The organism is Acinetobacter sp. C32I (assembly GCF_023702715.1).
Taxonomy (GTDB): Bacteria; Pseudomonadota; Gammaproteobacteria; order Pseudomonadales; family Moraxellaceae; genus Acinetobacter.
Genome location: NZ_CP098480.1, coordinates 3,849,285 through 3,861,997, shown reverse-complemented (window position 1 = coordinate 3,861,997; position 12,713 = coordinate 3,849,285). Strand labels below are relative to the sequence as shown.

Annotated in this window: 12 protein-coding genes; 5 read left to right on the top strand and 7 right to left on the bottom strand. The window is 40.0% G+C overall.

The window, feature by feature from the left end; all coding sequences use genetic code 11:
• Positions 1-39 precede the first annotated feature (39 nt).
• Entirely contained in the window at positions 40-855 is an 816-nt protein-coding gene (locus NDN13_RS18440) for an RIO1 family regulatory kinase/ATPase domain-containing protein (protein WP_251116492.1), read from the top strand.
• Positions 856-859: 4 nt separating this feature from the next.
• On the opposite strand, the gene NDN13_RS18435 is transcribed toward NDN13_RS18440, so the two are convergent.
• The 5 genes from NDN13_RS18435 to NDN13_RS18415 all read right to left on the bottom strand — a co-directional run bounded on the left by NDN13_RS18435 (position 860) and on the right by NDN13_RS18415 (position 7,528).
• Positions 860-2,224: an ATP-binding protein gene (locus NDN13_RS18435; protein ID WP_251116491.1), complete on the bottom strand. Its 1,365-nt coding sequence runs from the start codon at positions 2,222-2,224 to the stop codon at positions 860-862.
• A 4-nt stretch (positions 2,225-2,228) separates the two neighbouring features.
• Positions 2,229-2,906, bottom strand: coding sequence for a response regulator transcription factor (locus tag NDN13_RS18430; protein ID WP_251116490.1), 678 nt, complete (start codon positions 2,904-2,906; stop codon positions 2,229-2,231).
• Positions 2,907-2,920: 14 nt separating this feature from the next.
• Entirely contained in the window at positions 2,921-4,558 is a 1,638-nt protein-coding gene (locus NDN13_RS18425) for a phosphoethanolamine transferase (protein ID WP_251116489.1), read from the bottom strand.
• Between the two features lie 269 nt (positions 4,559-4,827).
• Positions 4,828-5,934, bottom strand: a complete 1,107-nt coding sequence (locus tag NDN13_RS18420; protein ID WP_251116488.1) for a porin — start codon at positions 5,932-5,934, stop codon at positions 4,828-4,830.
• Between the two features lie 346 nt (positions 5,935-6,280).
• On the bottom strand, positions 6,281-7,528 hold the full coding sequence (locus NDN13_RS18415) for an MFS transporter (RefSeq protein WP_251116487.1): 1,248 nt from the start codon (positions 7,526-7,528) through the stop codon (positions 6,281-6,283).
• Between the two features lie 144 nt (positions 7,529-7,672).
• Between NDN13_RS18415 and NDN13_RS18410 the strand changes: the two genes are divergently transcribed.
• From NDN13_RS18410 to NDN13_RS18395, 4 genes are all read left to right on the top strand, one after another.
• The gene (locus NDN13_RS18410) at positions 7,673-8,299 is read left to right on the top strand and encodes a lysophospholipid acyltransferase family protein (RefSeq protein ID WP_251116486.1); all 627 of its coding nucleotides are present in this window, start codon (positions 7,673-7,675) and stop codon (positions 8,297-8,299) included.
• A gap of 63 nt (positions 8,300-8,362) precedes the next feature.
• Entirely contained in the window at positions 8,363-9,280 is a 918-nt protein-coding gene (locus tag NDN13_RS18405; RefSeq protein WP_251116485.1) for a patatin-like phospholipase family protein, read from the top strand.
• Positions 9,281-9,461: 181 nt separating this feature from the next.
• Positions 9,462-9,920: an NfeD family protein gene (locus NDN13_RS18400; protein ID WP_251116484.1), complete on the top strand. Its 459-nt coding sequence runs from the start codon at positions 9,462-9,464 to the stop codon at positions 9,918-9,920.
• Between the two features lie 18 nt (positions 9,921-9,938).
• Positions 9,939-10,790 carry an SPFH domain-containing protein gene (locus NDN13_RS18395; RefSeq protein WP_004652274.1) on the top strand — a complete coding sequence of 284 codons (852 nt, stop codon included), beginning with the start codon at positions 9,939-9,941 and terminating at the stop codon, positions 10,788-10,790.
• A gap of 48 nt (positions 10,791-10,838) precedes the next feature.
• Here NDN13_RS18395 and NDN13_RS18390 read toward each other — a convergent pair whose 3' ends face one another.
• The gene (locus NDN13_RS18390) at positions 10,839-11,207 is read right to left on the bottom strand and encodes an MmcQ/YjbR family DNA-binding protein (protein ID WP_251116483.1); all 369 of its coding nucleotides are present in this window, start codon (positions 11,205-11,207) and stop codon (positions 10,839-10,841) included.
• Between the two features lie 455 nt (positions 11,208-11,662).
• Complete coding sequence (locus NDN13_RS18385) at positions 11,663-12,574, bottom strand: polyprenyl synthetase family protein (RefSeq protein ID WP_251116482.1); 912 nt, start codon at positions 12,572-12,574, stop codon at positions 11,663-11,665.
• Between the last annotated feature and the right edge of the window lie 139 nt (positions 12,575-12,713).

Sequence of the window (12,713 nt, the reverse complement as noted above, 5' to 3'; positions counted from 1 at the left end):
TACGTTTGACGCTCACATTAGGATTATTTTTGTTGCCGTATGTCTGACTATCAAAGGTTTTTAGAATCCACTTTAACGACTCAATCTGACTCTATTCAATCTTATGAACTAGATTCCCGTAAAGTATGGCTTAAAAAAGCATCTGAACGTCATGGTTTATGGTTATATACACCACTCAAATGGTTAGCCAAAATATTCAATTTAGGTTCAATTACCCCTGTTCCCAATCAAGGTGGATCTGCTGCAATCCAATGTGAATTCAAGCGCATCCAACAACTCAAAGCTTTGGGGATTTCAACGCCAAATGTATTGGCGCTCTCAAAAAAAGGCATTTTACTTGAAGATGTCGGCTCACAACGTCAAAGTTCTGTGAGTCAGCTAGATCAGAAGATTGCCAGTCTAAAGCATCATCCTGAACAACAATTCGATTTGTTTCATCAAGCCATTCAGTCTATTCGCCAACTGCATGCAGACGAAGGTTATTTAAGTGAAGCCTTTGCGCGTAATATTTTGGTCGATGAACAAAATCAGTTTACTTTTATTGATTTTGAAACAGACCCACGAGATGTGCTTAGCTTGCATGATTGTTTTGTGCGGGACTGGTTACTGTTTATTTTCTCAACCGCTTACCATTTTGAATTTGAACGACTCGAACCAGCCAGCCAATTGCTCTATCAAGCTTTGCTGGATGAACCTCAAGTCTATAAAGATATTTGCAAGGTCGGTAAGCGTTTAAATTGGGTACTGCGTTTCAATGTCAGCAAAGTTGGCAATGATGGCAAACGTATCCAGAAATGTGTGTTATTCCTGCGCTATCTGAAACAACAAGCCGAAACAAGTACCGAATCTAATTAAAGCTTTAAGTATATTTTTCTGGATTTCCATGTTGCTCATGATGCGCAAGTTTTTTTGGTAATTTCACCAATACGCTCAAGCCACCTAATTCAATACTTCGAGATAAAGTCAAAATTCCACCTAAACGTTGCGTGGCTTTATCAACGATTGAAAGTCCAAGTCCACTGCCCACTTCTAAGTGATGGTGCACGCGATAAAAACGTTTCAGAACTTTGTCGTATTGTTCAGGATCGATTCCTGTACCGCTGTCTTCAATTTGAATATAAGCAAAATCATCCGCATCACTATACACTGAGATATTGATCACCCCCTGATAAGGCGTATATTTGATCGCATTATCAATCAGATTAAATATAATTGAGTGTACCGTTGACTCAAGGCTCTGCATTTCAATTGGATCATTACGTTCAAAACCTAAATCGATTTCCTTTTGCATCGCCAGATTCACCAACTGCTCAACACAATTTAAAGCAACATCATTCAACCTAAAATTTGTATTTGGCTCAATCAGACTCAGTGCAACATCCTGTTTCGCCAAGGCTAACAACTGCGTGACCAAATGTTGAATACGAGCTAAACCTTTGCTCAGATTTTGCAAAGCCTCATGTTCTGGAAATTGACTGATCAAAATTCGAGTTTGCAAATTCAGCGCAGTCACTGGTGTTCTCAACTCATGCGCGGCATCGGCAATAAATTGCTTTTGTTCCGTCTGTGCATGTTGAATCCGTTCAAATAAACGGTTCATTTCTTCAATCGTTGGTTGTAATTCTTGTGGATACTCACTGCTGTCAATTGGTACCAAACCATCCGAATCACGTTGCGTCAGCTCAGCTTTAAAATCATCTAAGGGCTTTAAACTCAAACTAATAATAAATGCCAGTACAATAATTGCGATGGGTAGTAGAAGTAGATAAGGAATAAACATACTCCCTGCCAGCTCCAATGCAAAAACCTTACGTACCTGTTCCTGTTGGCTCACCTGAATCTGGAAATCTTTTAATGGAATCACATAAACACGCCACTTCCCTTGTGGTGTGTTTTGCATATAAAAACCAGCCTGCTTCACAGGCGGAACCAGTAAATGCGTTTGATGCCATAAATGACTCTGATCTTTATAGGCCCAAATATCAATCAACAAATCTTCTTCATGATAAGTGCGATGTAGCTCAACCCGACTAGCCGTTGGAGTGAGTGGCTGTAAGGTCGAGCGCTCAGCCATATATTGCATTTGGGTATCTAAAATTTCATCGACTTCATGCAATGAAACTTTATAAGCGGCCAAAATCAGAAAACAACCCAGTACAATACTGAAAATGGATGTCCCCCAAATCAGCCTTTTCTTGAGTGAATAGTACCTAGTTGCTTTCATCAATTTAAGCTTGTCCCAAACGATAACCTAAGCCACGAATCGTACGAATAAAGTCTTTCCCAAGTTTGGCGCGCAAATGGTGTACATAGACTTCAATGGTATTACTGGTCACTTCGCTATCAAAATCATACAGCTTATCTTCAAGATTTGCTTTCGAGAAAATTTTGTTGGGATGAGAAACCATTGGAATCAGGATTGCCCATTCACGATTGGAAAGTTCAATCTGCTGTCCTTTAAAAGTCGCTAAATGTTGCTCTATATCTAGGGTTAACTCACCACTTTTTAATAGCTGAGTCGAGCTCTTCAATTGTGCCGTCTCGTTATTGCCACGGCGTAATAAGGCATTGATCCTTGCAAGCAGTTCATCAAATTCATATGGCTTGATCAGATAATCATCTGCGCCTTGATTCAATCCATCGACACGGTTTTGCAGTTGATCACGTGCAGAGATAATCAAGACTGGAACAGCACTACGTTGACGAATCTGTTTAAGAATTTGCATCCCATCCATCAAAGGTAGGCCTAAATCCAACAAGATTAAATCAAAAGGCTGTTTGGTTAACAAAGCCAATCCATCTACCCCATTGTTGACCCATTCCACGTCAAACTGATGATATCGCAATAAAGTCAATGTTGACTCTGCGATCATAAAATCATCTTCTATCATCAAGATCTTGGTCATGATTTCACTTCACCTTATGGCTTAGGACATGTTTGTAACATGTCATCTTTAGGATTAATTACTTTAGTTTTAATATCAAGCAAACTGAGCATCGTTGGGAATAAATTATCCTGACTGAGTTTATTTTTACTTTGTTGTGCCAAACATTTGATTTGCTTGCTTGCCTTTTGCTGCCATGCACTAGAAAACCACATCAACATTGGAACATGTGTCTGCTGGCTCGGTGCAATCGCATAAGGCGCACCATGCAAATACATGCCACTTTCACCCGTTGATTCACCATGATCAGATAAATACCACAAACCTGTTTGATATTGCGTAGTATTTTTTAATGTATTGATCAATGAATCTAGAACATAATCAGTATAAAGCAAGGTATTGTCATAAGTATTGATTAAAGCTTCTTGAGTGCATCCCTGAATCGCATTGGTATCACAAGTTGGCTTAAACACACGAAATTCCTCAGGTGCACGCTTATAATAAGCTGGACCATGACTCCCCATTTGGTGCAAGACCACCAATTGCGGACGTTTATCATCTTTTGGAATCGTTTGAAGATAAGCTTTCAGGCTATCAATCAAAATATCATCCAGACATTCACCATCCTTACACCATTTCTGCTTGATCGATTCTGGAATTTTATATTCTCCAATCCGATCACATGTCCCTTTACAACTTGAATTATTATCAATCCAAGTGACTTGGTAACCCGCACGTTTTGCAATATCCAGTAGCCCTTCTCTATGGCTAGCTAAACGCTCATCATAATCCACCCTTTGCATACCTGAGAACATACACGGTACGGACACTGCCGTTGCAGTACCACATGAACTCACCTGAGAGAAATTCAAAATATCTTGTTTAGATAACTTAGGATTGGTCTCTTTTGCATAACCATTTAAAGAAAAATTTTCCGCACGCGCTGTTTCACCCACCACCAACACCATTAGTTTAGGTGCACCTTTTGGGGGTTGAGAAACTTGTGCATCTTCACCGTAATGCACGAGAGGTAAATTCTCTTTAGGTGCTTTCTTTTTATAATAAGATACCGATGCAGCAATCATATTTTGCGGGGAAATCATGCCTTTTAATTCACGATTTTCACGAAAGATTGCAGCAAAATCGACATAGAAAATAAATAGCAAACCACAAACAAGCATTAAGGAAACAAACGATGCCATTATTTTTTTAAAGAATTGCTTCCCCCCTGACTCTGGCTTTAACTGAACTTTTATAATCACGAAAATCGGTAGAATGATCATCCCGATGACCCAAACCACCAAACGCCAAGACCAAGTATCGCGAGCCTCAGCAATATTGGTTTGCATCATATTTTGGATTTGGTCAGCAGTAATCCAAACGCCTAGAGTATTCACCGCATAGGCTGCAAAACCACCAATAAATATCAAAGCAATTGCAATTGGCTTTGCCGTCCATTTCCAATTTAAAATCTGTAAAGTAAATAAGTATAACGCTGTCACGACACCCACTGAAGCAGCCACAAATAGCCCAGCCTTAAGTCCTGTATAGGGCGTTAAGGCTTGCATCTTTTGATAAAATGCAATATTCAGAAATACACCCAACCAAATTGCAAGTAACACATTGAAGGTCAGGAGTGAAATCGATCTAGGCATGGTTTTTTGTAGCAACATAGGCATCACGGTCTAAAAATAATTTTCTTTGCTTTTTTAAAAATAAGAATAAAAACTTAAAAATCACTTAAACCCTGTAATAAGTGTGCAGATTTGCTGAATTGCTTTGTTCCAAAGTAAAATGAACCATACAATCTAAAAGCGCTGATCATATTTTTATAGTTGATGAAATAAATTTTATGATGATTAAATTTTTCTCTTATTACGATCCCAGATAAACAAAAAAGCCCTTTAAGCAAACTTAAAGGGCTTTTTCTAACACAAATAAATTAGAACTTAAATTCCAAACCTAGTCCAGCAACAGGTTGTTTATCCTTTTTGCTTGCTTGTTCAAGCGTTAGATAACCTGCATAACCATAAGTTTTAACTTGTTTGTTAAAAGCATAATCCGCACCAGCAATAATTTGCTTCGCTTTAAAATCGGCAGTATTGGTTTTAAAGCTAGTATCATTCTGGCTATATTGACCTTTTACCGTCCAGTTTTTGGCTTGCGGAATGTTATATTCTGCACCCACTAACCAGCCCTGTGCATCATCAATATTTTCAGAACCTGCTGCATTACCTTCTGCTTTTTCAACTTCAGAAGTCTGATAAAGTGCTTTTAACGCCAAACCGTCAAGTGGCGTTACTTTACCAATCGCACGTACAGTATTCGCCGCTGCAAAAAGACTGCCGCCTGCAATTGCTGGCTCAGCAGCATTTAAGAAACCACGCCCAAGGAAGTTACTTGGAATGGCTTTGTCATAACCAATCCCCGCCACCACTAATGGGTTTTCATAGGTAACAGATGCAGACCATGCATCACCTAAACCACGGCCCGCAGTTTTAACAACACCTTTGTCTGATTTAATACCGCTTGATTCACCAGTCGCAAGTAATGCATTAAATTTAAATGCACCATCCAGTAATTTCACAGCTGGAGATTCATAGACAACCACATTCGATACGCGGTTCTCACCGGTGAAAATACCAGTGATATCGGCCTTGTTGGCAACATAATTATTAAATGTATCGACGGTACTCGATAATTGCTTTAATGGCGTATCATGTGCACCAATTTTCAATGTACCTAGTTGCGCATCTTTTAAACCAACAAAACGGTTACGCTTGCTCCAGTCGTCACCATCGCCATCGGCATTAAATGCCCATTCGATGGCATAGACGGCACTTAAACGCTCAGTCAGTTTTTCATCGCCTTTAATCCCAACGAATGAACTGTTGGAACTGATTTCCCAAACATCTTTGTTTGATTTAGTGGCATTTTTTTCTGGTAAATAATCAACACTGGCATCAATTTCACCATAAAATGTTGGTGCTGCAAATGTGGTTGTTGCAAGCAGACTAAGCACTGCTGCTGTTACAATTTTGATTTTCATTGTTTACATCCTGGTTAAATTTGTAACAAATCCTACACATTAACTTTATATGACAAAACGATTAAAATCTTATTAATTTATTCCAATTTCGACTAAAGTTTAATTTTTATACACTCACTTATTCATTCTAATTGATCTATTTAAGACATTATCCACTGGGAATTTAATTGCTATATCAATTAATTATCGTAATATTTCTTTATTTTTATTCACAGAATTCTCTATATTCATAAAATGATAAAATCCGACGAAAATCATCCTATTCCTATATAAGCCGAGTCATGTGCTCAGTTTTTTATTTCAATATACGTCTTTTAAACACAAAAATTGTAATAAAAAGTGACCTTTATCTTGCTTTATTTTTCCAATAAAAGATCGGACTCAAACACAGTATTGCAATGACGCAGATCACCAGCAAATAATCCGCATAGCCCAGCCAGTCGCCCACCACACCACTGAATAAATACAACAAACCACTGACCGTTGCCATAATTGAGACCTGAAAGGTAAAGTCCGTTCCTGCAAAGTGTTTACGACTATATTGCATGACCAGTGTCAGCATCACCACCAGCAGCATTGCAGAACAGGCATCTTCAACCGCATTTATCACATACAACCAAAGTGGCGCAATTTGAAACTGTGATTCGTAGGCATAGCCGAGAACGGCATAGGCCCCCAAACTGATCAATTTCAAAAATGAGAACACGATTAAACAAGAGCTTCTCGAGAAATATTTTAATAATAGTCCAGCGACAGCCGCCCCCAATAATGCAGCAACCGCTCCAAACATGGTAATAAACACCCCAATCTGAGTGAAATTCAATCCCATATCCACCATCAATGGTTTCAATAAAGGCCCCGCTAAACCATCAGCCACTTTAAAACTGATCAATACCAGTAACCATGCTTTTAACTCTGGAGACGACTGGAAATAATTTAAATAGCTTTTGACTGCCTGTATAAAGGATTGTGAGCTGGCGTGTTGGAGTGCAACTTTACTTTGATGTTGAGGTTCTCGATAAAACAGAACTGGCAAGGTATTGACCAACACCAATGCAGCCAAAGCCAGAAAAGTCTTTTGCCAATCCAGCCAATCCAAACACCAAAGTACAGCTCCCCCACCGACAATAAACCCCAAGCGCGATCCAATCACCTGAAAGGTATTGCCCCAATGCTGTTGATCACTTTTGAGTAAATTAACAGCCAAGCCATCGGTTGCGATGTCTTGAGTTGCACCAGTTAAATTCATGATTAGCAATAAACCAAAGAAAACCAATAAATAAATCGGCTGATCTAAGGATTGAATCGGAAAAAATGAGAGAACAATCAGAATAATAACGCTAGATAGTTGGGTTGGAATGATCCAACTACGATAATGTCCCAATCGAGAGATACCCAAACGATCTACGTAGGCGGCCCAAAATATCTTGATCGACCAAGGTAACATCAATAAACCAAAACCACCTATATGTGCCAGCGATACCCCCTGTGCCCTTAAAATCACCGGCAATGCATGCGTCATAAAGCCAACAGGCAAACCCTGCGCCCAATACAAAGAAAACAATAAAATGTAAATCTGTCGAAGATTAAGCATTCCGAGTTTTCCATGGCTGTACGATAAAGTCGCTCAAGTATCTAATCCTTTCATCAGCAAGGCAATAAAATCTTATTTTTTGCCAATGCAGACACTGTCATGAGTGTTTAACATAATTGTAGTTGTCATTACATATCGTGATTTATGCCGCAACATTTTCCAGATTTACCTCCGCTAGTTCCACAACGTGGTAACGCTTATAGTCGTGCATTGTGCAAAAAACTTTTTCTCAGTCAAGGCTGGACGGTTGTTGGTGAGATTCCCAATCTACCCAAAGCTGTTGCCATAATCTCACCACATACTTCCAATATTGATGGTTGGTATGGCTTTCTCGCTATTGGCGGTCTAGGTTTAAAAATTACGGTTTTAGGTAAAGATACTTTATTTAAACCAGCTTTGAAGCCGCTTTTAAACTGGGCGGGATTGATTCCTGTGCATCGGGATAGTACTCACGGGCTTACTGAACAGGTCGTCGCCACGATTCATCAACACGATAAAATCTGGATCGGAATGGCGCCAGAAGGCACCCGTAAAAAAGCTGAAAAAATGAAAAGCGGCTTTTATCACATCGCCCATGCCGCTGGTATTCCTATCGTAATGTTTGCCTTTGATTATGATCACAAAACCATTTATTGTTTAGGTGCCTTTACCCCGACGGGTCACTATCAGCAGGATCTTGAACAAATCATGCAGCGTTATGTCGGTCACTTCTCGCCGAAAAACCCAGACTGGCTGGCTGAACCCTTACAAAAACTTGTGAAAAAAAACTAGAAAATTAAGGGCAAATCTGGTCTGATGTGCCCATCTTTTTTGTTCATTTTATCTGCACTTGATATGAAAATTGCTCGACTGTCTTGCTTGGCTGTACTGAGTCTCGCTTTATTTGGTTGTGATCAAACAGTAAAGAAAACACCTCAAACTACGGCGATTAAAGCGCGTGAACCTGTCATTGCACTCGCACTGGGAGGCGGTGGTGCCAAAGGCTTTGCCCATATTGGTGTGATCAAAGTACTAGAGTCGCATGGTATTAAAGCCAAAATCGTGACAGGCACCAGTGCGGGAAGCTTCGTGGGCAGTATTTATGCCAGTGGTCAAACCCCTTATCAAATGCAGAATCTGGCATTGAAACTGCAAGAGTCAGATTTACGTGATTTAACTTTAAATAGTCAAGGTATTATCCTTGGCCAAAAGCTACAAAATTATGTAAATACGCAAGTGAGCAATAAACCGATTGAGCAATTCCCAATTCGTTTTGCTGCAGTCGCAACCCGTTTAGATAATGGGAAAAAAGCTGAGTTTATTAAAGGCAATGCCGGACAAGCAGTTCGTGCTTCATGCAGTATTCCAAACGTATTTGTGCCTGCAGTGATTGGCAATACCAAATACGTGGATGGTGGCCTCGTCAGCCCTATTCCCGTGAAAACAGCCAAAGATATGGGGGCCGATATCGTGATTGCAGTAGATATCTCCGCACGTCCAGTCGGTGGCAAGCCTTTAAGTATGTGGGGCTTATTAGACCAAACCATTAATATTATGGGGCAACAAAGTATTAATGAAGAGCTCAGTCAAGCCACTGTCGTGATTCAGCCTAAAGTCGGCCATCTTGGTGCCTTAGACCTGAAATCCAGTAATGAAGCAATTTTAGAAGGTGAAAAAGCAGCTCAAGCCAAAATTACGGCGATTCGAAATGCCATTACCACATTTAAAAACTCCCCTGCTGCCCTCAAACCTGCACCAAAATCTAAATTCTAAACATCCGCTCAAGGGCTGTTGGCGCTCATAAAAAAACTGTCCTATGGAGCAGCACTTTGAGCCGCAGCAGCCCAAAACCTAAAAAAACAATCTTTGTATATTCATCAAGATAATCATCTGTTACAGTGCTAAAGGTGAATATTTTTTCACCTCCACTCCGTTTCATTATGCGAGCAAATCTATGGAATTTGTAGTTGAACCTTGGCACTGGTTTGTATTAGGGATTTTACTGATTCTTTCAGAATTGATTTTGCCTGCTTTTGCTGCATTATGGTTTGGCATAGCAGCAGTCATGGTCTGTATTTTACTGTGGCTTTTCCCGATGATGGGCTTTACCACCCAAGTGATTACTTGGGGTGTTTTATCTATTTTATGTACGATTCTTTGGTTCAAATTTATCAAACCACTGTCCATTGATAAAACCAAAGCAGGACTCCCACGTGAAGCAACCATTGGTCAAGTTGGTATGGTCATCCAAACTGGTCTTGAACATGGACAAATCATTGTACGCTTCTCGATGCCTGTTTTAGGTTCTGATGAATGGAATTGCCGCTGTGCTGTTCCAGTACAAGTGGGTGATCGCGTTCGCGTGGTTGATATTTTGGGTAATGATTTAGTCGTTCAACCTCATACGTCATAAACACAAAGAGGGTTTTCAATGTCTGTCGGTACGATTGTTGTTTTAGCATTTTTAGCTTTTATCGGTATAACCATTTTTAAAGGGGTTCGCATTGTTCCCCAAGGTTATAAATGGATTGTGCAACGTTTAGGTAAATACCATACCACGTTGGCACCTGGTCTTAATTTCGTGATTCCCTATGTAGACGAAGTTGCTTATAAAATCACGACCAAAGATATTGTTTTGGATATTCCTTCACAAGAAGTGATTACCCGAGACAATGCAGTATTGGTCATGAATGCGGTGGCTTATATTAATCTCACCACACCAGAAAAAGCGGTGTACGGGATTGAAAACTATACCTGGGCCATTCAAAACCTTGTTCAAACCTCATTGCGTTCAATCGTTGGTGAAATGGACTTGGATGATGCGCTTTCTTCTCGTGATCATATTAAAGCGAAACTGAAAGCAGCTATTTCTGATGATATTTCAGATTGGGGGATTACCCTGAAAACGGTTGAAATCCAAGATATTCAACCTTCACACACCATGCAAGCGGCGATGGAAGCACAAGCAGCTGCTGAACGTCAACGTCGTGCGACGGTGACCAAAGCCGATGGTGAAAAACAGGCTGCGATTCTAGAGGCAGATGGTCGTTTGGAAGCCTCTCGTCGTGATGCAGAAGCACAGGTAGTCCTTGCTGAATCTTCACAACGTGCGATTGAAATGGTCACCACTGCAGTAGGTGATAAAGAAATCCCTGTTGCTTACTTACTCGGTGAGCAATATGTGAAAGCGATGCAGGATCTTTCTAAATCAAGCAACGCAAAAACTGTGGTACTTCCTGCGGATGTACTCAATGCCATTCGTGGAATTATGGGTAAACACTAAGCCCTGTTTCCAAGCAGAAATAAAGCAGCGTTATCGCTGCTTTATTTTTTATACATTCTGAATCCGTTTTCGATCTTTAACAGGGAGTTTCCCCACCACCAAATCATATGAATCTTGAATCAAGTCTTGCAGTAAATCAGCTGTAATTTCATGACCACTGGCTATCGAGATCCAGTGTTTCTTATTCATGTGATAACCTGCCGAAATAGAGGGATACAGCTCCTGATATTCCAAACTTTTCTCAGGCTTACATTTAATCGTCACCAGCAGCTTGCCCGAATAAGCACCAATCAACATGAATACCTTATCGCAGATTTTAAATACCTCACAATCTGGACCAAAAGGTTGTGACTGAATGGAAAAAGCCAGTTGTTGTCCATTTTTAAGCGCAAGTTGTTCTAATTCTTTATCATTCATTAAAATATATCCTATTGTTATGAAAAATGAATTTTAATATTTCACCTGACTTTTTTCACTTTAGTTGATCATAAAATACTTCGAACTCTACTTCACCACCCTTTGCGGATATCCCCCATGGTTGTTCTGTCGTTATAATGCAACGTTCCCGCCCATCTTGTTCGATCCATAAACGAATCATCTCACACGGAATCTTTCCATGTTGTGGATAGCTACTCGTTTCATGCAAATTTTGATCCGTAAAAATAGGGATTTTATCTATAAAAAACTATTGTCGATTCGAAGCATCGGTTAATAGACACTCAACCCATCCAGGAAAAGATGATTCTACGAACCGAACGATTTGGACATTTACCATGTACATAATATATGTCACCTAGATTAAATTTCGATAATTAAGCCTATCTCATTGCTCTAAATGATTAATCAAGAATACATATTTTAAGAAATGAATATCAACTTTTGCGTGCCAGTAGAAACTGTGAAATTTCGACTAACTCTTTAGCATCATCACCAAAATAAGCCAAAGCTTCAAAGGCTTGATCATGTAGGTTTTGTGCATAGGCCTGTGCTTCTGCTAAGCCCATTAAAGCAGGATAAGTTGATTTCTGTACTTGCTCATCTTTACCCGCGGTTTTACCTAAGGTTTCAGTGCTGGCGGTAATATCCAAGATATCATCTTGCACTTGAAAGGCTAAACCAATCGTTTGTCCAAATTGGCGTAATTTCGGAATGGCCTGATCCGTCCCATTAAAAATGGTTACTGCCCCCATCATAATCGCCGCTTGAATCAAGGCACCCGTTTTATTACGGTGAATGTTCTCTAATTCCGTTTGATCGACCTGTTTACCTTCCGCTTGCAGGTCTAATACCTGACCACAAACCATTTTTGAACTGGCTGTTGCTAAAATCTGCATTTGCTTTAAAACGATTGCAGCCTCTGCGCTTTGTCCCTGTTCATCGAACAAACGACTGCCCAAAATCTCAAATGCCATCGACTGTAAAATGTCACCAGCTAATAACGCGGTATCTTCACCAAATGCCACATGGCAAGTGGGTTGACCACGGCGTAATAGATCATTGTCCATACATGGCAAGTCATCATGTGCCAATGAATAGCAATGAATCAATTCAACCGCAACAGCAGCTCGACGCGCTGCAGCAAAATGATGATTCGGCTGTAAGGATGCTGCTGCATAACATAAAGCTGGGCGAACACGTTTACCACCTAACATCACGGCATGATGAACGGCGGCTTTTAAAGGTTCTGGAATGGAAAATGCAGCCAATGCTGTCAATAAATCTTGTTGAATACGTTGTTGAGCTTGTTGTAAAACATCCGCATTAACTTGAGAAATAGATGACACAGTTGCCTCGGGAAATCTTAATGAAAGGAAAATGACAAGACTTGCCAGAATGGCGACATCATAACACTATTTATATCAGGAAATTGTGTTTGTATTTTTAATCAATTCAAAATAATAAGGCCTTCAAATGAAGGCCTTA